Raw genomic sequence first — 22,005 nt, 5'->3', positions numbered from 1 at the left:
CTCACCAGGATGCCTTTATTAAGGCAATTACTTTCTAATTCAAATACTTACCAAACGCGCAGGACGAAGCGCCAGCTTTGCGCAGGCAAAAGGGGGGACATTGTACACAGCGAACCGGAGCGTCACAAACCCCTTTGTGACGCGCTGGCGACACCTTATGTCGCTTTTATGAAAGTCGCCCGGCGCCGCCTTGCGCGGCGCCGGACTCTACGCGGCAATTCCGCTCAGCGGCTGCGCGCTTCCTGCTGGATGCTGGCGAAAGTGCGCGGCCACGGCTTGCCGGCCTGAACCTTGGCCGGCAGCCCCTTGATTGCCGCCTGCGCCGCGCCACGCGAGGCGAAGCTGCCGTAGGTCACGACGAACAGCGGCTTGCCCTGCAAGGATTTCACGAAGTAGCGATAGCCGGCGCCCTGCTGGCGCACAAACGCCTGCGCGCTAGCCTCGGAGCGGGTCCCCAGAATCTGCAGCGCGTAGTGCGATGCCGCCTGACTGGCATACCAATCGCCACCCGACGCGGCCGGCTTGGTCGGCGCCGGCTTGACCACCGGCGCTTGGGCCACCGCAGGCTTCTTGACCGCCGGCGCAGCCGGCTGGACAGGCGCCGCAGTCGGCGCTCGCGGCGCCGGGGCAGGCACTGCCGCCGCCACAGGCGGAACGGCGGGCGCAACCACCGGTGCCGCAGGCGGCACGGTCGGTGCCGGGGTAATCGGCGCCGGGGCAGGGACCGGAACAGCGCTGGCGGTCGGCGACGCGGTTTCCGCCGGCTCAGCGAGACTGGCCTCCTCACCATCGCCCTGCCCGGCCACCTGGGCCAGTGGCTGGCGAATAACCGGTTGCGCTTCACCTACCAGCGGCAAGGGCAGCGGCTGGGTGGAGCCGGCAAACTCGATTGCCGGCCCGCCCTCAGGAGCACCCTGCGGCGCCTCGCTACCAGCTGCGGCGGCAGCCGGCGCCTGCTGAGCGACCGGGACGACCGCAGAATCGGTGCCGGAGCGGCCCTTCATCAGCAGTGCCGCGGCAACCGCGACTACCACCACTGCCAACGCCAGCAGATGCTTCTTCGGCAACTGCAACGACAAACCCGCCGGGCGCGCCGCGCCGCGCTGCGCCAACATCGCCTCGATCAGCGTCTCACGCGCAACCTGATTGATCAGCCCCGGCCAGCCTTGGGCCTGAGCGTGGATATCGGCGACCTGTTCGGCAGTGAAGACATCGATGCCTTGACCGGCGCCATCCAAGCGCTGCGCCAGATACTCGGCCGTTTCATCCTCGCTGTACGGCTGCAACTCGATGGCGTGGAAGCGCTCTTCGCCCTCGGTCAGCAACTCGAGGCGCGGCAGCAGCGCAGGTTGTCCGAAGAGGAAGATGTGTGGTCGGGCTTCGGCATTGCCGGTCGCCAAGGCCAGCAGCGCATCGAGCGCCGAGTCGTCTAACTGCTCGGCATCATCGACCAACAAATAGACTTCCTGGCCGGTCAAGGTCAACTGCATGACCTGCGCCTGAATACCGCGAATGTCCGACTGCGGCGCACTTACCCCCTGGGCAACCTGGCGCAACAGACTGCCAGCGTCCATCGCCCCACGCGCCGAGACCACCACGCTTTGCACAGTCTGTTTGTTGGTACTGGCCACGAGAGCCTGGCGCAACAAAGTCTTACCGCTACCTTCCGGCCCGGTCACAACCAACAGCAACTGACTGTAGCGCGCCAGGTGGTGGAGCTGGCCGAGCACGGGCTTGCGCTGCGCCGGAAAAAACTTGAAGCCCGGCACGCGCGGCGCGAAGGGGTCGTGACTGAACTGGTAGTGGCCGAGAAAGGCCTCATCGGCGTGCAAACTGGTCATGGGAATCTCGATAGGACTTAAAGCTGCTCGGCCAACGCCTGGTAATCCGCCGCCAGGGTGGCATTCAAAATCTCGTGCGGGAAATCGCCGGTCACCACCGCATCTCCCATTTGCCGCAACAACACCAGGCGGACCCGCCCGCCCTGGACCTTCTTGTCGACCGCCATATAGCGCAGGAAGTCATCCGGGGTCATATCCGTGGGCGGGACGATGCGCAATCCGGCACGGCGCAACAAGCGCATCGCACGATCACGCTCTTCTGCGGTGATCCAGCCCAATCGCCTAGACATCTCCAAGGCCATCACGGTTCCCGCAGCCACGGCCTCACCGTGCAGCCAGACCCCATACCCCTGATGCGTTTCGATGGCATGCCCAAAGGTGTGCCCCAAGTTCAAGATCGCCCGCAACCCTGATTCACGCTCATCGACACCCACCACGCGCGCCTTGGCAGCGCATGAGCGCTCGATCGCTGCACTCAAGGCAACCTGATCCACGGCGCACAGCGCATCAATGTGCGCCTCCAGCCAGGCCAGAAACGGCTCGTCGCATATCAGCCCGTACTTGATGACCTCCGCGAGACCGGCAGAGAGCTCGCGAGGTGGCAACGTCAGCAAGCTGGAGGTATCGATCACCACAGCCTTGGGCTGATAGAACGCCCCAACCATGTTTTTGCCGAGCGGATGGTTGATGCCGGTCTTGCCGCCAACCGACGAGTCAACCTGCGACAACAGCGTGGTCGGCACCTGGATGAAATCCACGCCACGCTGATAACAGGCCGCAGCAAAACCTGCCATATCGCCAACCACGCCACCGCCAAGTGCGATTACCGTAGTCCCGCGCTCATGCCGGGCACTCAATAGTCCGTCAAAAATCAGCTGCAGCGTTTCCCAATTTTTGAACGCTTCGCCGTCGGGCAGCACGACACTGGCCACGTCGAACGCCGACAAGGCTGCAGTCAGCTTGGAGAGATAAAGGGGAGCGACCGTCTCATTGGTCACGATCATCACTTGTCGCCCAGCAATATGCGGGGCAAAAAACTCCGCGCGATCCAGCAGCGCGTCGCCAATGTAGATCGGGTAACTACGGTCGCCCAGGTTTACGTGAAGAGTCTGCATGCGGCCCCCGCGACAAAAGAGGCCCTAGGATAGCGCAATTGCAGGCAGCATTAACGCGGCGGCAGAACCTGAAGCCGCTCGAGAATCTCTTGGACCACCATCCGCGGCGGACGCGTGTCGGTTTCGATGATGATGTCCGCGATCTCTCGATACAGCGGATCGCGGACTGCCATCAGATCACGCAGAACGCGACCTGGATTGGCAGTGCGCAGCAGCGGACGATTGCGGTCGCGAGAGGTGCGATCAATCTGCTGCTCCACCGAAGTGTGCAAGTACACTACTCGCCCACCACCGCGCAGGGCGCTGCGATTGTCCTGTCGCATCACTGCGCCGCCGCCCGTAGCGAGCACCACACCATCCAACTCGCAGAGTTCAGCGATTACCGCATGCTCGCGCTCGCGAAATCCCTGCTCACCCTCGACGTCGAAAATCCACGGGATATCGGCACCGGTTCGATGCTCGATTTCCTTGTCTGAGTCCTTGAACGGCAGCTTCAGCTCTCTGGCCAGTAATCGCCCGATGGTGCTTTTCCCTGCCCCCATCGGGCCAACCAAAATCAGATTTCTCACGAAGATCAATGACTCACTGCAATCGCCTGGTTGTTCATGATACGCGGCGTCAGGAACACCAGCAGTTCCGATTTCTTGTCAGTGACCGTCGTGCTCTTGAACAGCTGCCCCAGGAAGGGCAGATCACCCAAGAACGGAACTTTGTCGACCGACTTGGTCTGGGTGTTGGTAAACACCCCGCCGATGACAATAGTTTCGCCATCACTGACCAAGACTTTGGCATTGACTTCGTTCTTGTTGATTGGCGGCACACCGTTCAGAGCATTTCCGAAATCCGGTGCGTCTTTGGTGACTTTGACTTCCATGATCACGCGGTTGTCAGGTGTAATCTGCGGGGTCACTTCCAAAGACAGGGCCGCCTCTTTAAACGAGGTACTGGTCGCACCACTGGAGCTGGCCTCCTGATAAGGGATCTCCGCACCTTTAAGTATTTTCGCGGTTTCCTTATCCGAAGTAACAACTTTCGGCTGAGACACCACCTCGCCATTACCGGTCTTTTCCATCGCCGACAGCTCTAGATCGAGGATGGTGTTATTGGTAATGAAGCCCAAGTTCAGACCCGAAGTGGTCCCGGTGGCCCCCATATCGACGAAGGTACCCCCCTGGATATCCAGTGGATCGCTATTCTTAATAATGCTGTTCGAACCACCTACTACCCAGTTGTTATCACCGATACCTACACCACGCCACTCAACACCCAGCGACTTGTCGTAGTCGACGTTTGCCTCAACGATACGCGCTTCAATCATCACCTGACGCACAGGAATATCAAGCTGAGTGATGATACGGCGCAGTTCGTCAATACGCTCCTGGGTCAGGGTCACGATCAAGCTATTGGTTCTGTCATCAAAAATCACAGACCCCCGCATGTCATCCTTCAAATCACCCTTGGAGGACTTGTCTTCGTAAAGCTTCGCAATATCTGAAGCTTTCGCGTAGTTCAGCTGGATAATATCCTTGCGCAATGGCGCCAACTCAGCCACTTGCTTTTGCGCCTCCAACTCTTGACGTTCACGCGCAGCAATCTCGTCTGCCGGCGCAACCATTAGCACGTTACCAACCTTGCGCTTATCTAAACCCTTGGTTTTCAGCACCAAGTCGAGGGCCTGATCCCACGGCACGTTTTGCAGGCGGAGCGTGATGTTCCCCTGCACAGTGTCACTGGCAACGAGGTTCAGGTCGGTGAAATCTGCAATAAGCTGCAGGACAGAGCGCACATCGATATCTTGGAAATTCAGCGACAGCTTTTCACCGTTGTAGGCAAAGCTTTCCGCCTTGCGCTTCTCGACATCCTGCTGATTAAGCGGCTTAACGCTGACGGTCAGCTTGTTGTCGGTTTGATAGGCAAGATAGTCGTAGTAGCCCGTCGGCTCGATGACGATGCTCGCCGTATCGGCGGAGCCTGCTGCATTCACAAACTGCACTGGAGTGGCAAAATCTTTGACATCCAAACGGACCCGCAAATTTTCTGGCAATTGTGTCTTAGCGAAGTCCAGACGGATCTTGCCACCTTGATCCTTGATGTCTGGACTTACGGTCGGGTCAGATAGCTCAATTACAATGTTGCCCTCACCCTGCTCTCCCCGCTGGAAATCAATATTGTTGATTTCGCGACGAGCCGCATAGACTGGCTTTGGTGCAACGAATGGCGCAGCAGTGGCCGCTGAGGTCGCGACAGCCGCCGCACCGCCCACCACCACATACAGATTGTTTCCTTCGGCGCGGGCGTTATAGGGAACCAAGGTCGCCAAATTGATGATCAACCGGGTCCGATCTTTTGCCTCGACCACCGTAACGCTACGGGCGTTACCCACCCCTAAATCGCGATTCTTGGCACCCAGCTTGTTTTTGACGCCAGGAAGATCGAGCGCAATGCGAGCCGGCTGATCAATCGTGTATCCGCGAGGCACAACAACCGGTTCATCGAAGCTCAACTTCAGCTCCACCTTATCTCCAGGGAGCGCCGCAACGTCGAGCGCTTGCAAGTCGGCGGCCAAGGCCATCGGCGAGAGAAGCGCGGCGATAAAGGAAACGCAAAGGCGCGAAAGAGAGTCGTTCATTCTCGAATTCCGTTGTGCAGACCGATATTTATTATTCATTTCACCTAATCCCTAAGAGCGCTCTTTCAAAGAGAGGCTTCTCGGTCGCTCCAACCAGCCACCTTCACCATCCGGAACGATCTCAACAACATCGACCTTGGCCTCATCAATAGCCACGATGCGACCGTTATTGCGCCCCAGATAATCCCCTAGCTTGACTCGATGCACCCCACCCGCGCCGCTAACCAAGGCAAATTTGCCATCTTTATTAGCTAAGGTTCCCACCATTTCGAAAGTTTCAATATTGAATCCTTCCAAAAACTGCTTAACCCGGGTCTCGTCTGGTTTGATTTCTTTCGAGCCCTTCGGCCGACTGACGAGATCAATTTTTACCGGCGGCTGGAACGGGCTACGCAGCATCGAGGCGCTGTAGGTGAAGGCTTCATAGGGTTGAAATTTTGGCAACGGCTCAATCGAACCCTTTGGGCGCGCCCGAACTTCATCCATATATGACTGCAGGTCAGAAAAATCGCCCCCCACCCCACAACCAGAAAGACTAAACACGATCAAACCGAACAATCCAAGTTGAAGAGCTTTCATTTCTTCAGCTCCTTATCGTTGTAGCGATAAGTTTTCGCCAAAATGCTCATTTTTAGCTTGCTTGAGTTTTCTTCTGAAACTGGTTTGATCTCAAAATCATGGAGGGTAACGATTCGAGGCAGACTGGACACGCCGCTCACAAACGTCGCCAGATCGTGGTACGCCCCTACTACTGATATTTGAATGGGCAATTCGATATAAAATTGCTGCGCGACTTCCGGCTGCAATTTGATTTCCTCGAACTCCAGCCCGCTACCCAGGCCTGTCCGGGTAATATCTTCCAACAAACCAGGAACTTCCGTATCACTAGGCAGCTGCCTCAAGAGTGCTCCGAAAGAAACCTCCATTTCCTTCATCTGCTCTTTATAGGCCTCCAAATTTGCTGCCTGGAACGCCTTGGAGGAAAACTGCTCTTTCAGCGACACTTCTTCTGCGCGCTGCTGATCCAGCTGCGCCTCAAGATCTTTAAGATGAAAGTTATAACCGAGCGCAAGCACCGCAATTAGTAGCAAGGTGCAAGCGATAACCTTAACCGGCGTCGGCCACGAGCCCAGATTGTTGACATCCAAATCATTGATATCAATTTTCCGCAGGCTTTCCAGCGAGTCAGCAAAACTCATTTTTTCTTGACTCCCTCTACTTCAACAGACGGTTGCGTCTGCTGGACAGTCAACTGGAATACGTTGGCCTGATCCAATGCGCCGGCAGTAACAGCCTTAACCGCGGTCAAGTTAGGAGCATCCAGCCACTCCGACGAATCCAGGTTTCGCATCAAGCTAGATACTCGATTGTTCGATTCTGCAGCACCCTGAATGGAAATGCTCTTTGCCTTCATCGTCAGCGCGGTGTAATACACACCATCCGGTAGAGTACGGACAAGTTGATCGAATACCCGCGCAATAACCGGCCGATTACCCTGCAAGTCCTGGATAATCTTCATCCTTTCAAGAAGCTGCTGACGACGGGTTTTAAGCTCACTAATTTCCTTGATCCGTGCATCGAGGACCGAGATTTCCTTGCGGATAAAATCGTTGCGCGCATTTTGTTGCTCGATGGCGCTGTTGAAATATTGATCGCCCAAAAAAACCAGCCCCGCCGCCACGACTAGCACACCGATCAGGGTTGCGAGGAATCGCTGTTTTCGCTCTTCGCGTAGCTGCTCACGCCAAGGCAGTAAGTTAATGCGCGCCATCAGTCGAAACTCCTCATCGCCAGACCACACGCAATCATCAGCGCCGGTGCATCGCTTGCTAGCGCGCCAGCGTTGACCTTGCTGCTCAATGCCATGTCGGCGAAGGGGTTCGCCACGAGGGTTTGAGTCCCGATTTTCTGCTGAATCAAACGATCCAAATCGGCGATGGAAGCAGTTCCGCCTGCCAGCAAGATGTAATCAACATCATTGAACTGGCCCGCCGCGAAGAAAAACTGCAGCGAGCGCGAAACCTGCTGAACAACCGCCTCCTTGAACGGCTGCAGCACTTCGCTTTCGTAATCATCCGGCAAGCCGCCTTGCTTCTTGGCCAAGCCAGCCTCCTCGACCGAGAGGCCATAGCGACGCTGGATTTCGTCGGTCAGCTGCTTGCCGCCGAAGAGCTGCTCGCGGGTATAGATGGTGCGTCCATTGTGCAGAACGCTGAGCGTGGTCATGGTGGCGCCTATGTCCACCACTGCAACAGTCAATTCGTCGTGTCCGTTGCCTAGCTGAGCAGTGAGCAGGCCGTATGCGCGCTCCAAGGCATAAGCCTCAACATCGACCACCTTGGCAGTGACCCCCGCCAAGGCAAGCGCGGCCTCGCGCACTTCGACGTTCTCTTTGCGGCACGCCGCCAACAGCACATCGACTCGCTCGGCGTTGCGCGCAGACGCGCCCTGAACCTCGAAGTCGATGGCTACTTCTTCAAGCGGGTAAGGAATGTACTGGTCGGCCTCGATCTTCAGCTGGGTCTCGAGGTCATCCTCGGAAAGACCGGCTTCCATCTCAATGGTCTTGGTGATGACAGCCGAACCAGCGACAGCGACTGCCGCCGTACGCACGCCCGTCCGCGCCTTGGTCAGGACCCGCGAGAGCGCCTGGCCGACACCCTCCAGTTCGGCGATGTTCTTCTCAACCACAGCGTTAGGTGGAAGGGGCTCGACAGCGTAGGCCTCTACTTTGTAGCGGCTGCCCGAGCGACTCAGTTCCAAGAGCTTGACTGAGGTCGAACTGATATCAATCCCCAGAAGCGTATTCGCTTTCTTATTGAAGAGCCCTAGCACGACTGTTTTCCTATTGACATCCGCGACTTACGGACTATTTATGTTTTTTCACATTAAATAACAGACTTGACATAAGCGCAAATAGCCCCTCAGGAAAAAAAGCGCTTATAATGTGAACGATTTTCCCCTTTGCACCTTCGACATCGCTTAACTCTTTCTTTTATCTGGAAATCCGCGAGCTTTGATGCGCCTGCTGAAGTTTGTCTGGTGGTTTTGCGTCACCATATTTTGTGGGCTGCTGCTCAGTTTCAGCGGCGCCTATCTCTATCTCAGCCCAAGCCTTCCTTCGGTCGACTCGCTGCGCAGCATCCAGCTGCAAATCCCCCTCCGGGTCTACAGCAGCGACGCCAAGCTGATCGCTGAGTTTGGTGAGATGCGCCGCTCCCCTATCCGCTTCGCCGATATTCCACCAGATTTCATTGCGGCGCTACTGTCGGCTGAAGACGACAATTTTGCGCACCATTATGGCGTCGACTTTAGCAGCCTGATGCGCGCCGCCACTCAATTATTAAAGAGCGGCCAGATCCAGACTGGCGGCAGCACCATCACCATGCAGGTGGCGAAAAACTACTTCCTCACCAGCGAGCGCAGCTTCTCACGCAAGATCAATGAAATCCTCCTGGCGCTGCAGATTGAGCGCCAGCTAAGCAAGGACGAAATCCTCGAGCTCTACGTCAACAAGATCTACCTCGGCAACCGCGCGTATGGGATCGAGGCCGCCGCCCAGGTGTACTACGGCAAGTCGATCCGTGACGTGAGCCTGGCGCAGATGGCGATGATCGCCGGACTGCCCAAGGCGCCCTCACGCTTCAACCCGCTGGTCAATCCCGAGCGCAGCAAGGAGCGCCGCGACTGGATCCTCGGCCGCATGTTCAAGCTCGGCAAGATCGATGAGGCGCGCTACCAGGCCGCCCTGCAGGAGCCAATCGACGCCAGCTACCACGTGCCCACCCCCGAGCTCAGCGCCCCCTACGTGGCCGAGATGACGCGCGCCGAAATGGTCGGACGCTATGGTGGCGATGCCTACACGGAGGGTTTTCACGTCACCACCACCGTGCCGAGCCAGCTGCAGGAAGCCGCCAACCACGCGGTACGCCAGGGACTGATCAGCTACGACCAGCGCCACGGCTATCGCGGCCCGGAAACCCGTCTGCCGGGCATGACCCGCAACACCTGGCTGCTGGAACTGGCCAAGCAGAAGACCATCGGCGGCCTGGAGCCGGCGATCGTCACTCAGGTCGAGAAGAGCGGCATCATGGTGCTGACCCGCAGCGGCCAGGAAGAAGCGGTGGCTTGGGACAGCATGAAGTGGGCGCGCCCGTTCCTGAACACCAACAGCCTCGGCCCGCGCCCGCAGCAGCCGGCTGACGTCAGCCAGATTGGCGACCTGATCCGCGTGCTGCGCAAGGAAGATGGCAGCCTGCAGTTCAGCCAGGTGCCCGCAGCGCAAAGTGCCCTGGTGTCCCTCGACCCCCAGAACGGCGCCATCCGTGCTCTGGTTGGCGGCTTCTCCTTCGAACAGAGCAACTACAACCGGGCGATTCAGGCCAAGCGCCAGCCCGGCTCGAGCTTCAAGCCCTTCATTTACAGCGCCGCCCTGGATCGCGGCTATACCGCGGCGACCCTGGTGAACGATGCCCCCATCGTGTTCGTCGACGAGTACCTCGATCAGGTCTGGCGACCGAAGAACGACAACAACACCTTCCTCGGCCCGATTCGCCTGCGCGAAGCGCTGTACAAGTCGCGCAACCTGGTGTCGATCCGCGTGCTGCAGGCTATCGGCATCGACTACACGCTCAACTACATCAGCAAGTTCGGCTTCAACCGACAGGACCTGCCGCGCAACCTGTCGCTGGCGCTGGGCACCGCCAACCTCACACCACTGGAGATCGCCGGCGGCTGGAGCACCTTTGCCAATGGCGGCTTCAAGATTCAGCCCTACTTGATCGACCGGGTCGACAGCCGCTCCGGCCAGGCGCTGTTCATTGCCAACCCGGCCAGCGTGCCTAGCGATCCGATTGCCGCAACGGCCGTAGCCGCCGCGCCCGAGCAACCGGCGGAAGCCAGCCTCACCAGCGTCAACCACCCAGACAGCCAGCCGGCCGCGGCCGAACGCATCCTCGATGCGCGCACCGCCTACATCATGACCAGCATGCTGCAGGACGTGATCAAGCGCGGCACCGGACGCCGTGCGATGGCCATGGGGCGCAGCGACCTGGCCGGCAAGACCGGCACCACGAACGAGTCGAAAGACAGCTGGTTCTCCGGCTACAACGCCGACTATATGACCACCGTGTGGACCGGCTTCGACCAGCCGGAGAGCCTCGGCAGCCATGAGTTCGGCGGCACGGTAGCGCTGCCGATCTGGATGACCTACATGAGCGCCGCACTCAAGGACAAGCCGGCCCACCCACCGGCGGAACCGGAAGGCCTGCTGACCCTGCGCGTCGACCCACTCAGCGGCCGCGCCGCGCCGCCCGGTACGCCGAACGCCTACTTCGAGCTGTTCAAGAGCGAAGACTCACCGCCGCCGATGAGCGAGTTCGAACCGGGCAGTGGCGTACCAGGCAGCCCGCTGCCGGCCGACGACGCGGCACCCATCGACCTGTTCTGACCGAGGCAAATCGCAGCCAACAAAAAACCCGCCGCAGCGGGTTTTTTGTTGCGCGGGCTTCAGCCCTTGAACACATCCGCCACCGACTGCAGCGGGTAGTGCGCCGGATACGGCAGCGTCGCCACGCCGCTCTCGATCGCAGCCTTGGCCACCGCATCGCTGACCACGGTGATCAGACGCGCGTCCATCGGCTTGGGAATGATGTACTCGCGACCGAATTCCAGCTGGATGCCGCCGTAGGCATCGCAGACTTCCTGCGGCACCGGCAGCTTGGCCAGATCACGCAGGGCATGGGCCGCGGCGATCTTCATCTCTTCGTTGATGCGGGTAGCGCGCACGTCGAGCGCACCGCGGAAGATGAAGGGGAAGCCGAGGACGTTGTTGACCTGGTTCGGGTAGTCGGAACGGCCGGTCGCCATGATCACGTCGCTGCGGGTAGCCTTGGCCAGTTCCGGCTTGATCTCCGGATCCGGGTTCGAGCAGGCGAACACGATTGGGTTGGCCGCCATGCGCTGCAGGTCTTCGGCGCTGAGCAGGTTGGCACCGGACAGACCGACGAACACGTCGGCGCCGTCGAGGGCGTCAGCCAGGCTGCGCTTGTCGGTCTCGTGGGCAAACACCGCCTTGTACTGGTTGAGGTCGTCGCGACCGGCATGCACCACGCCCTTGCGGTCGACCATCAGGATGTTCTCGATGTTCGCACCCATGCTCACCAGCAGCTTCATGCAGGAGATCGCCGCGGCGCCAGCGCCGAGGCAGACGACCTTGGCGTCAGCGAGGTTCTTGCCGACGATTTCCAGGGCGTTGAGCATGCCCGCGGCGGTCACGATGGCGGTGCCGTGCTGGTCATCGTGGAACACCGGGATGTCGCACTGCTCGATCAGCGCGCGCTCGATCTCGAAGCACTCCGGTGCCTTGATGTCTTCCAGGTTGATGCCGCCAAAGGTGATGGAGATGCGTTTGACGGTGTCGATGAAGGCCTGCGGGCTTTCCGCGTCGACTTCGATGTCGAACACGTCGACGCCGGCGAAACGCTTGAACAGCACACCCTTGCCTTCCATAACCGGCTTGGACGCCAGCGGGCCGAGGTTGCCCAGGCCCAGAATCGCGGTGCCATCGGAAATAACTGCCACCAAGTTGCCCTTGCCGGTGTACTTGAATGCCAGCTCGGGGTCGCGGGCAATTTCACGTACCGGCTCAGCGACACCCGGGCTGTAGGCCAGCGACAGGTCGCGGGCAGTCGCGGTCGGCTTGGTCAGCTCGACGCTCAGTTTCCCGGGACGGGGCTGGGCATGGTAGTCGAGAGCGGCAGTTTTCAGATCAGACATGGTGACATCCCGCATTGTGCTGTTGAACGAACAGGCGGCCGAGCATACGCAAACTGCTGCTGACCCACAAGGCAGGATTGTCCTACAAGTCAATCCTTCTAATGGACGAGTTTGAGCCACTTACCGGGCATCGGCTGGCCGCTTGGATACTGGTGATTGAGCAGTCGCAGGGTGGCCTCGGCATCGCGCGGCAACGGGCTGTTCTTGGCCAGCTCGGCATAGGTCTGACCGGCTTTGGCACGCACCATCTGCAGGCGCATCGGTTGCGCCAGCTTGCGCTCGTCGGCGGCCAGCGGATGGAAACTCTTGATGGTCTGCAGAAACTGCGCGTCGGCGCTCTCCAGCGATGCGCCGCCTTTCACCGCGGCGACGAACAGGAACGCCTGACTGCCCTTGAAAATCACCGCCACGCGCTTGGCCGCCTGCCCTGGAATCACCCCGGTGTAGCCCTGCAGCCCAGCCTGCTGCAGCGCCTCGGCCTCGGCCAGGCCCTGCCCACGCAGACGTGCGCGGAGGAATGCCTCCGGAGTACCTTCGGCACGCTCCAGCTGCATGGCAATGAACGCCTGCTGTACCGCACTTTGGCCGACCAGCACATCGGGCTGATTGAGGACCACCCAGTCTTCGGGAAAGCTCAGCGCGAAACCCAGGCCGGCATGATAGAAATGCCGACCGCGACGCACCCCGGTGGCTTCCGAGTCGCCGACCGGCAAGCCGTCGAGGTGCTGCAGGAACACCTCGCGATTGGTCTGCTGAGCGCTACCGTTGGCCAAGGCGCGCGCCGGCCCGACCACTTCCTGCAGGCGCCGGTCATTGTCGGGATGGGTATCGAACACACCGTGATAGCTGCTGGTCGGTGTCGGCTGGCCGCGCTGGGCAGCCTGGTCACGGGCAAAGTCCTCCTGACTCTTGAGCACCTTGACCACCTCGATCATCGCCTGCGGGTCGTAGCCACTGCGGGCTAGGTACTGCGCGCCGAGGCCGTCGGCCTGCAGCTCCATGTCACGCCCGTAGCCACGCACCATCGCCGAGCCGAGCACATTGGTCAGGTCGCCGGCGGCACCGACCCCGGTGCCGATCGCCACCGCCTGGCCGAGCACGCCCCAGGCCATCGACTGACTCTGTTGCTGCACGCCGTGGCGGGCGGTGACGTGACCGACCTCATGACCGAGCACCGCAGCCAGCTCGGCCTCCGAGCCCAGGTAGGCGAGCAGTCCGCGGTGTATATAGATGTAGCCACCAGGCAAGGCGAAGGCGTTGATGTCGGCGCTGTCGACCACGGTGAACTGGTATTTGAGGTTGCTGCGATGGCTGTGCTGGGCGACCCGCTCCCCGACCTGCTGCACATAGGCCTGCAGTTTCTCGTCGGCGTAGCGCGGGTTTTCCTTGCCGATCTCCTGGCTGGCGCGCAGGCCGAGATCGAGCTCCTGCTGCTCGCTCATCATGACGAAATTGCTTTCGCCGGTAGCGGGATTGGTCGCGCAGCCACCGAGCGCGATAAGGCCCAGGAGCAGCACGGCAAACAGTGGCTGTTTCATGGCAACACCTCCAGCATCGCCTTATCGGTCAACGGCAGCATCCAGCGTGCCTGCCCCGGTTTTACGCTGCCGCGTCGACTGCGGTCAATCACCCAGCCACGCGCCTCGACGCGCCGCCCGACCAGCGCCTGCAGCGCCGCGACATCGAAGCGCGCGACGAACTTCGGCGCCACCTGCAGCACCAACGGACCGTCCAGCTCCAGCCACACGCCACCGCGGTTGCGCTGCACCCGCTGCACCCGCGCCTGCACCAGGGCGAAGCCCGACTCGCTGAGCTGCTCCGGGCTGCGCACCGGCGCCTGCCGCCAGAGCCCGCGGCCGGCCTGCCGGGCTTCGCGCTCGGCGGCCTGCTGACAGGCCACCAGCCGGGTGTTCGGCGCCACCGCCACCAGGTAGCCGAGGCCGGCAGCGAGCAGCTGCGCCTCGAGGTTGTGGCCGCTCGCATCATAGGCATGCGCCAGCAGGCGGCCGTAATGATCCTTACCCTGCGCGCCGAACTGCAGCGCAACGCTGTCGTCATTCGCCGCGACCAGCTCGCGCAAGCGCTGGCGCGCCGCCTCGGCGAACGGCTCGGTACTACGACCGTGGTGCGCCAGCTCCGGCGCGTTGATGCCGATCAGCCGCACGCTGCGGCCGTCGGCCAGGCGCAGGGTGTCGCCATCCACCACCCGCTCGACCGGGTAGCGGCTCAAGCCCTGCGGCACCGGGCAGGCCGCCTGGGCCAGCACCGGCAGCAGGACAGAAACGAAAAAGGCGCCCACCAGGGACGCCTTCTTCATTTGCTCGAGATAACCCATGGGGTTCTCGCGAGGGCTTCGGCTTACTTGCTGCCGAACACACCGAAACGCTGCTTGAAGCGGTCGATACGGCCGCCGGTGTCGAGCACCTTCTGCTTGCCGGTGTAGAACGGGTGGCACTCGGAGCACACGTCGAGGCTCAGGTTCTTGCCCAGGGTGGAGCGGGTCTTGATCACGTTACCGCAGGAGCAGGTAGCTTCGATCTCGACATAATTCGGATGGATGTCGGCTTTCATGACGAATTCCTCAGCACTGGCATGCCGCCACCCGACACCATTGTCGAGTACCGCACGCAATTAGGCGGCGGATAATACCAGAGCGCCGCAGCGACGCAAGCCGCCGGCCGCACCGGTCGTCGCGGATCGCCATGCTAAGATCGCCGCCGACCCAGCTGGAGCCTCCGCGTGCCCGACGCCCCGATCTTGCGCCTCGCCCTGCCCTCGCCGCTGCGCCGCCTGTTCGACTACCAGGCGCCGGCCGGGCTGCCCGTCGCCCGCCTGCAGCCGGGCATGCGCCTACGCGTGCCGTTCGGACGCCGCGAGGTGATCGGCATCCTGATCGAAGTGAGCAGCACCAGCGAGGTGCCGGCGGACAAGCTCAAGCCGGCGCTGGAGCTGCTCGACGCCCGCTCGCCGCTGCCGCCGGCGCTGTTCAAGCTGTGCCTGTGGACCGCGCAGTACTACCAGCATAGCCTCGGCGACACACTGAGCTGGGCGCTGCCGGTGCTGCTGCGCCAGGGCGAGCCGGCCGAGGCGCGACAGGAACGCTTCTGGCATATCGCCGAAGGCGCCAGCCTCGACGACCCGCGCCTGGCTCGCGCGCCGCGCCAGCGCGATGCGCTGAAGGCCCTGGCCCAGCACCCGCACGGCGTGCCCCATGCGCTACTGAGCAAGCTGCTGCTGAACAAGGACAGCCTGGACCTGCTGCGCGAGAAAGGCCTGGTGCGCATCGAAGTGCGCCGCCACGCGCAGACCCCGCCGCCGGCGCACTGGCTGGCGCAGCCGGAGCTGCCGCTGAATGCCGAACAGGGCCTGGCCCGCGACGCCATCCGCGCCGGCTTCGGGCGTTTCGGCGCGTTCCTGCTCGCCGGGGTCACCGGCAGCGGCAAGACCGAGGTCTACCTGCAGCTGATCCGCGAGACCCTGGAAGCCGGCAAGCAGGCGCTAGTGCTGATTCCCGAGATCAACCTCGGCCCGCAGACCCTCGAGCGCTTCGCCCGGCGCTTCAATGCGCGCATCGCCCTGCTGCACTCCAACGTCAACGACCGCGAGCGCCTCGACGCCTGGCTGGCGGCCCGCGACGGCGAGGCGGACATCGTCATCGGCACCCGCTCGGCGCTGTTCACCCCGCTGCAGCGGCCAGGGCTGATCATCGTCGACGAGGAGCACGACGCTTCCTATAAACAGCAGGAAGGCCTGCGCTACCACGCCCGCGACCTGGCCCTGGTGCGCGCCCGCCAGGACGACGTGCCGATCGTGCTCGGCTCGGCGACGCCGTCGCTGGAAAGCCTGCACAACGCCCACGCCGGCCGCTACGCGCTGCTCAAGCTGCGCCAGCGCGCCGGCGGTGCGCAGCCGCCGCGCTTCCTGCGCCTCGACGTGAAGAGCCGGCCGCTGGACTCCGGCATGTCGCCGCCGCTGCAGCAGGCGATCGCCCAGACCCTGGCCGCCGGCCAGCAGGTGCTGGTGTTCCTCAACCGCCGCGGCTTCGCGCCGACCCTGCTGTGCCACGACTGCGGCTGGATCAGCCAGTGCCCGCGCTGCGACGCGCGGATGACCCTGCACCAGCGCAGCAACGAACTGCGCTGCCACCACTGCGGGCATGCCGAGCGGCGGCCGAGCAACTGCCCGCAGTGCCAGCACGTCGACCTGCGCCCGGTCGGCGCCGGCACCGAGCGCGCCGAGGAGCGCCTGGAGATTCTCTTCCCCGACTACCCGGTACTGCGCGTCGACCGCGACAGCACCTCGCGCAAGGACGCGATGGCCACGCTGTTCAACACCATCCAGCGCGGCGAGCCGTGCATCCTGATCGGCACGCAGATGCTCGCCAAGGGTCACCACTTCCCGCGGGTCACCCTGGTGGCGATCCTCGACGCCGATGGCGGGCTGTTTTCCGCGGATTTTCGCGCCAGCGAGCGCATGGCCCAACTGATCGTGCAGGTCGCCGGACGCGCCGGACGTGCAGAGGAGCCCGGCAAGGTGATCATCCAGAGTCACCTGGCCGACCACCCCCTGCTGGTGCAGCTGACCGAACAGGGCTACTTCGCCTTCGCCGAACAGGCCCTCGCCGAGCGCCGCGGCGCCGGCCTGCCGCCGTTCGCCCACCTCGCCCTGCTGCGCGCCGAGGCGCACAAGCCGGGGCAGGCCGAGGGCTTTCTCGACGATGCCTGCAGCCTCGCCGAACAGCTGCTCGACGGCCTGCGCCTGAGCGGCATCGAACTGCTCGGCCCGGTGCCGGCCCCGATGGAACGCCGCGCCGGGCGCTACCGCGCGCAGCTGCTGCTGCAGGCCAACGCCCGCGCGCCGCTGCACCGCCTGCTCGCCCAGTTGCTGCCCAATCTCGAGGCGCTGCCCAGCGGCCGTCCGGTACGCTGGTCGCTGGACGTCGACCCCATCGACTTGTTCTGATGGCGCGCGTTCTTGCCCGCGATCAACTCGCGCCACGCGCCGGCCTGGCAGACTGAACGTCCGATCCATTTTCGCTGCGGGTTGTCCGGCCTCCATCGGCCACGGATAATGCGCAGTTTTCAACCAGCGCCCAGGCGCCGCCGCCCGCCGGCAGGAAGAACCGACATGAAAGACCTGATCCGCCAGCTCATCCAGCACGCCTTCGACCATCTCGTCAGCGACGGCGTGTTGCCCGAGGGGCTCACCCCGGCCATCCAGGTGGAGAACACCAAGGACAAGACCCACGGTGACTTCGCCAGCAACATCGCCATGATGCTCGCCAAACCGGCGGCGATGAAGCCGCGCGAGCTGGCCGAGAAGCTGATCGCCGCGCTGCCGCAGGACGCGCAGATCAGCAAGGTGGAGATCGCCGGCCCTGGCTTCCTCAACTTCTACCAGGACACCAGCGCCCTCGCCGCGCGCCTGGACAGCGCCCTCGCCGACGCCCAGCTCGGCGTGCGCAAGGCCGGTGCCGCGCAGCGCGTGGTGGTCGACCTGTCCTCGCCGAACCTGGCCAAGGAGATGCACGTCGGCCACCTGCGTTCGACCATCATCGGCGACGGCGTGGCGCGCGTGCTGGAGTTCCTCGGTGATACGGTGATCCGCCAGAATCACGTCGGTGACTGGGGCACCCAGTTCGGCATGCTGCTCGCCTACCTGCAGGAGCAGTCGGTCGACGCCCAAGCCGAGCTGCACGACCTCGAAGTGTTCTACCGCGCGGCGAAAAAGCGTTTCGACGAGTCGCCGGAGTTCGCCGACCGCGCCCGCGAGCTGGTGGTCCAGCTGCAGGCCGGCGAGCCGGAATGCCTGCGCCTCTGGCAGCGCTTCAACGACATCTCGCTGTCGCACTGCCAGCAGGTCTACGACCGCCTCGGCGTCAAGCTGTCGATGGCCGACGTCAAAGGCGAGAGCGCCTACAACGATGACCTCGCCCAGGTGATCAGCGACCTGCAGGCCAAGGGCCTGCTGACTGAGAGCGACGGCGCCCAGTGCGTGTTCATGGACGAGTTCAAGAACGCCGAAGGCAACCCGCTGCCGGTGATCGTGCAGAAGGCCGGCGGTGGTTACCTGTACGCCACCACCGACCTCGCCGCGATGCGCTACCGCAGCCAGGTGCTGCACGCCGACCGCGTGCTGTACTTCGTCGACCAGCGCCAAGCCCTGCACTTCCAGATGGCCTTCGAAGTGGCGCGCCGCGCCGGCTTCGTACCTGCGAGCATGCAGCTCGAGCACATGGGCTTCGGCACCATGAACGGCGCCGATGGCCGGCCGTTCAAGACCCGCGACGGCGGCACGGTGAAACTCATCGACCTGCTCGACGAAGCCGAAGAACGCGCCTACACCCTGGTCAAGGGCAAGAACCCCGAGCTCGACGACGCCGAGCTGCGGCAGATCGCCCGCGCGGTGGGCATTGGCGCGGTGAAGTACGCCGACCTGTCCAAGCACCGCACGAGCGACTACAGCTTCAACTTCGAGCTGATGCTGAGCTTCGAGGGCAACACCGCGCCCTACCTGCTGTATGCCTACACCCGTGTGGCCAGCGTGTTCGCCAAGGCCGGCCTGGCGATGACCGCGCCGTTGGACGGCCAGATCCAGCTGGTCGCCGAGCAGGAAATCGCCCTCGCCGCGCGTCTCGCGCAGTTCGCCGAGACCCTCAACAACGTCGCCGAGAAGGGCGTGCCGCACCTGCTGTGCGCCTACCTGTACGACCTCGCCGGGCTGTTCTCGAGCTTCTACGAGCACTGCCCGATCCTCGCCGCCGCCGACCAGGCCACCCAGCAGAGCCGCCTGCGCCTCGCCGCGCTGACCGGCCGCACCCTGCAGCAGGGTCTCGCGCTGCTCGGCCTGCACACCCTGGAACGCATGTAACGGACTATGGCGACCAAGAAGAAAGCTGCTCCCAAGCGCGGCGCCAGCCGCTACCAGGCTCCGGCGAAGCGCCCGGTGCCGGGCTGGATCTGGCTGGCCTGCGGGCTGGCCATCGGCGTGTTCGTCATGCTGCTGATGAAGCTCGAGCCGGGCCGCGACGACATCCGCCGCGAGAAGCCGGAAAACGCCCAGCGCAGCCTCGGCAAACCGAGCGACAAGCCGGCCGCGACCACGCCGTCCACGGCAACCCCGACGCCGCAGCCGGCCAAGCCGAAGTACGACTTCTACACCCTGCTGCCGGAGTCCGAGGTGATCGTGCCGCCGGACGCCGTGCCGGAGCAGACCCCGCCGCCACCGACGCCGCAGGAGCTGGCCAAGGCCGACGCCGCGCGCGCCGAAGCGGCGCTCAAGGGCGAGACCCCGCCGCCGCTGCCGACCGCGGTGAAGGCGGCCAGCACGCAGTTCTTCCTGCAGGCCGGCTCGTTCCGCAAGCAGGCCGACGCCGAGAAGGTCCGCGCGCAGATCGCCATGCTCGGCCAGGGCGTGCAACTGGAGTCCGGCACGGTGCGTGAGGAAACCTGGTACCGCGTGCTGGTTGGCCCCTTCAGCAACCGCGAGCAGCTGACCCAGGCGCAGAAGCAACTGGCCGGCAGCGGCTACGGCAACCTGCTGCTGCAGCAACGCCAGGTGCGCTGAGGCGAAGACGGGCCTCGGCCCGTCGTCAGCGGTGCGGCGGTAATCTGCGGTTACAGGCGTTCCGGCAAGCGGTCGGTTGAAATGCCTGCGCGGCTCCCCCATATGAATCTTCATTCGGGCCCCCGTGCCCCGCTGCGTGGAGATTCACCCCTTGACCACCATCGTTTCAGTCCGCCGCAACGGCAAAGTCGTCATGGGCGGCGACGGCCAGGTGTCACTCGGCAACACCGTGATGAAAGGCAACGCCAAGAAGGTTCGCCGCCTCTACCACGGCCAGGTGCTGGCCGGCTTCGCCGGCGCCACCGCGGACGCCTTCACGCTGTTCGAGCGCTTCGAAGGGCAGCTGGAAAAACACCAGGGTCACCTGGTCCGCGCCGCCGTCGAGCTGGCCAAGGACTGGCGCACCGACCGATCGCTGAGCCGTCTGGAGGCCATGTTGGCGATCGCCAACAAGGACGCCTCGCTGATCATCACCGGCAACGGCGACGTGGTCGAACCCGAGCACGGCCTGATCGCCATGGGCTCCGGCGGTGGCTTCGCCCAGGCTGCGGCGCTGGCCCTGCTGCAGAAGGGCGACGCCAACCTGTCGGCCCGCGAGATCGCCGAAACCGCGCTGAACATCGCCGGCTCGATCTGCGTGTTCACCAACCAGAATCTGACCATCGAGGAACTGGACTGCGCCTGACTGCCGCCCGGCACCAGCGACGCGCCCGTTCCACTGCGGAGCATTTCCATGCCCATGACACCCCGTGAAATCGTCCACGAACTCAACCGCCACATCATCGGCCAGGACGAGGCCAAGCGCGCCGTGGCGATTGCCCTGCGCAACCGCTGGCGGCGCATGCAGCTGCCCGCCGAGCTGCGCCAGGAAGTCACGCCGAAGAACATCCTGATGATCGGCCCGACCGGCGTCGGCAAGACCGAAATCGCCCGGCGTCTGGCCAAGCTGGCCAACGCACCGTTCCTCAAGGTCGAAGCAACCAAGTTCACCGAGGTCGGCTATGTCGGCCGCGACGTCGAATCGATCATCCGCGACCTGGCCGACGCGGCGATCAAGATGTTCCGCGAGCAGGAGATCATCAAGGTCCGCCACCGCGCCGAAGACGCCGCCGAGGACCGCATCCTCGACGCCCTGCTGCCGCCGGCACGCACCTTCGGCGAGGAGGCTGCGCCAAGCGACTCGAACACCCGCCAGCTGTTCCGCAAGCGCCTGCGCGAAGGCCAGCTGGATGACAAGGAAATCGACATCGAGGTCGCCGAGCATCCGGCCGGCGTGGAGATCATGGCCCCGCCTGGCATGGAGGAGATGACCAACCAGTTGCAGAACCTGTTCTCCAACATGGGCAAGGGCAAGCGCAAGAGCCGCAAGCTCAAGGTCAAGGAAGCGCTCAAGCTGATCCGCGACGAGGAAGCCGCGCGCCTGGTCAACGAGGAAGAGCTCAAGGCCCACGCCCTGGAAGCGGTCGAGCAGCACGGCATCGTGTTCATCGACGAGATCGACAAGGTCGCCAAGCGCGGCAATGTCGGCGGCGCCGACGTGTCGCGCGAAGGCGTGCAGCGCGACCTGCTGCCACTGATCGAAGGCTGCACGGTGAACACCAAGCTGGGCATGGTGAAGACCGACCACATCCTGTTCATCGCCTCCGGCGCCTTCCACCTGAGCAAGCCGAGCGACCTGGTGCCCGAGCTGCAGGGCCGCCTGCCGATCCGTGTCGAACTCAAGGCGCTCAGCCCGCATGACTTCGAGCGCATCCTCACCGAGCCGCACGCCTCGCTGACCGAGCAGTACACCGCGCTGCTGCAGACCGAAGGGCTGAACATCGAGTTCGCCGCCGACGGCATCCAGCGCCTCGCCGAGATCGCCTGGCAGGTCAACGAGAAGACCGAGAACATCGGCGCACGGCGTCTGCACACGCTGCTCGAACGCCTGCTCGAAGAGCTCTCGTTCAGTGCCGGCGACCTCGCCGTGCAACACAATGAGGCGCCGATCCGCATCGACGCCGCCTACGTCAACGGCCACCTCGGCGAGTTGGCGCAGGACGAAGACCTGTCGCGCTACATCCTCTAGCGGCAGTAC

General features: G+C 63.1%; 18 protein-coding genes. 6 read left to right on the top strand and 12 right to left on the bottom strand.

The features are described 5' to 3' along the window. Positions 1–224: 224 nt before the first annotated feature. Genes JQX08_RS10570 through JQX08_RS10535 form a run of 8 tightly spaced genes read right to left on the bottom strand, consistent with a single transcriptional unit; the run spans position 225 to position 8,420 of the window. Complete coding sequence (locus tag JQX08_RS10570; protein ID WP_205348343.1) at positions 225–1,841, bottom strand: AAA family ATPase; 1,617 nt, start codon at positions 1,839–1,841, stop codon at positions 225–227. 17 nt (positions 1,842–1,858) lie between these two features. After that, the gene (aroB, locus tag JQX08_RS10565; RefSeq protein WP_205348342.1) at positions 1,859–2,956 is read right to left on the bottom strand and encodes a 3-dehydroquinate synthase; all 1,098 of its coding nucleotides are present in this window, start codon (positions 2,954–2,956) and stop codon (positions 1,859–1,861) included. Positions 2,957–3,006: 50 nt separating this feature from the next. Then, on the bottom strand, positions 3,007–3,525 hold the full coding sequence (aroK, locus tag JQX08_RS10560; protein WP_205348919.1) for a shikimate kinase AroK: 519 nt from the start codon (positions 3,523–3,525) through the stop codon (positions 3,007–3,009). A 5-nt stretch (positions 3,526–3,530) separates the two neighbouring features. After that, positions 3,531–5,585 (bottom strand): type IV pilus secretin PilQ, encoded by a 2,055-nt coding sequence (locus JQX08_RS10555; protein WP_205348341.1) that lies wholly within the window; start codon positions 5,583–5,585, stop codon positions 3,531–3,533. 51 nt (positions 5,586–5,636) lie between these two features. Beyond that, entirely contained in the window at positions 5,637–6,164 is a 528-nt protein-coding gene (gene pilP / locus JQX08_RS10550; RefSeq protein WP_205348340.1) for a type 4a pilus biogenesis lipoprotein PilP, read from the bottom strand. Beyond that, entirely contained in the window at positions 6,161–6,784 is a 624-nt protein-coding gene (gene pilO, locus JQX08_RS10545) for a type 4a pilus biogenesis protein PilO (protein ID WP_205348339.1), read from the bottom strand. Before pilO ends, pilP begins: the two co-directional genes overlap by 4 nt. Continuing rightward, positions 6,781–7,356, bottom strand: a complete 576-nt coding sequence (gene pilN, locus JQX08_RS10540) for a type 4a pilus biogenesis protein PilN (protein WP_205348338.1) — start codon at positions 7,354–7,356, stop codon at positions 6,781–6,783. The genes pilO and pilN overlap by 4 nt, the downstream gene beginning before the upstream one ends. Continuing rightward, positions 7,356–8,420, bottom strand: a complete 1,065-nt coding sequence (locus JQX08_RS10535) for a type IV pilus assembly protein PilM (protein ID WP_205348337.1) — start codon at positions 8,418–8,420, stop codon at positions 7,356–7,358. The genes pilN and JQX08_RS10535 overlap by 1 nt, the downstream gene beginning before the upstream one ends. A 181-nt stretch (positions 8,421–8,601) precedes the next feature. Between JQX08_RS10535 and JQX08_RS10530 the strand changes: the two genes are divergently transcribed. After that, positions 8,602–11,034, top strand: a complete 2,433-nt coding sequence (locus tag JQX08_RS10530) for a penicillin-binding protein 1A (protein ID WP_430472519.1) — start codon at positions 8,602–8,604, stop codon at positions 11,032–11,034. 59 nt (positions 11,035–11,093) lie between these two features. Here the strand turns inward: JQX08_RS10530 and JQX08_RS10525 are convergent, their stop codons facing one another. From JQX08_RS10525 to rpmE, 4 genes are all read right to left on the bottom strand, one after another. Continuing rightward, the gene (locus JQX08_RS10525) at positions 11,094–12,362 is read right to left on the bottom strand and encodes a malic enzyme-like NAD(P)-binding protein (protein WP_205348335.1); all 1,269 of its coding nucleotides are present in this window, start codon (positions 12,360–12,362) and stop codon (positions 11,094–11,096) included. Between the two features lie 98 nt (positions 12,363–12,460). Then, the gene (locus tag JQX08_RS10520; protein WP_205348334.1) at positions 12,461–13,900 is read right to left on the bottom strand and encodes a M48 family metalloprotease; all 1,440 of its coding nucleotides are present in this window, start codon (positions 13,898–13,900) and stop codon (positions 12,461–12,463) included. Continuing rightward, positions 13,897–14,697 carry a thermonuclease family protein gene (locus JQX08_RS10515; protein ID WP_205348333.1) on the bottom strand — a complete coding sequence of 267 codons (801 nt, stop codon included), beginning with the start codon at positions 14,695–14,697 and terminating at the stop codon, positions 13,897–13,899. The genes JQX08_RS10520 and JQX08_RS10515 overlap by 4 nt, the downstream gene beginning before the upstream one ends. A 23-nt stretch (positions 14,698–14,720) precedes the next feature. After that, the gene (gene rpmE / locus JQX08_RS10510; RefSeq protein ID WP_205348332.1) at positions 14,721–14,933 is read right to left on the bottom strand and encodes a 50S ribosomal protein L31; all 213 of its coding nucleotides are present in this window, start codon (positions 14,931–14,933) and stop codon (positions 14,721–14,723) included. Positions 14,934–15,101: 168 nt separating this feature from the next. On the opposite strand from rpmE, the gene JQX08_RS10505 reads away from it, so the two are divergent. The 5 genes from JQX08_RS10505 to hslU all read left to right on the top strand — a co-directional run bounded on the left by JQX08_RS10505 (position 15,102) and on the right by hslU (position 21,996). Continuing rightward, positions 15,102–17,324, top strand: coding sequence for a primosomal protein N' (locus JQX08_RS10505; RefSeq protein WP_205348331.1), 2,223 nt, complete (start codon positions 15,102–15,104; stop codon positions 17,322–17,324). Between the two features lie 165 nt (positions 17,325–17,489). Then, positions 17,490–19,232: an arginine--tRNA ligase gene (argS, locus tag JQX08_RS10500; protein ID WP_205348330.1), complete on the top strand. Its 1,743-nt coding sequence runs from the start codon at positions 17,490–17,492 to the stop codon at positions 19,230–19,232. A 6-nt stretch (positions 19,233–19,238) separates the two neighbouring features. Then, entirely contained in the window at positions 19,239–19,928 is a 690-nt protein-coding gene (locus tag JQX08_RS10495) for an SPOR domain-containing protein (protein ID WP_205348329.1), read from the top strand. Between the two features lie 151 nt (positions 19,929–20,079). After that, positions 20,080–20,613 (top strand): ATP-dependent protease subunit HslV, encoded by a 534-nt coding sequence (gene hslV / locus JQX08_RS10490; RefSeq protein ID WP_205348328.1) that lies wholly within the window; start codon positions 20,080–20,082, stop codon positions 20,611–20,613. 48 nt (positions 20,614–20,661) lie between these two features. After that, complete coding sequence (hslU, locus tag JQX08_RS10485; RefSeq protein ID WP_205348327.1) at positions 20,662–21,996, top strand: ATP-dependent protease ATPase subunit HslU; 1,335 nt, start codon at positions 20,662–20,664, stop codon at positions 21,994–21,996. Positions 21,997–22,005 lie beyond the last annotated feature (9 nt).

Origin of the sequence: Zestomonas insulae, from assembly GCF_016901015.1 — a bacterium.
GTDB lineage: Bacteria > Pseudomonadota > Gammaproteobacteria > Pseudomonadales > Pseudomonadaceae > Aquipseudomonas > Aquipseudomonas insulae.
The sequence above is the reverse complement of the archived record's forward strand: the minus strand, read 5'-3'. Positions and strand labels throughout refer to the sequence as shown.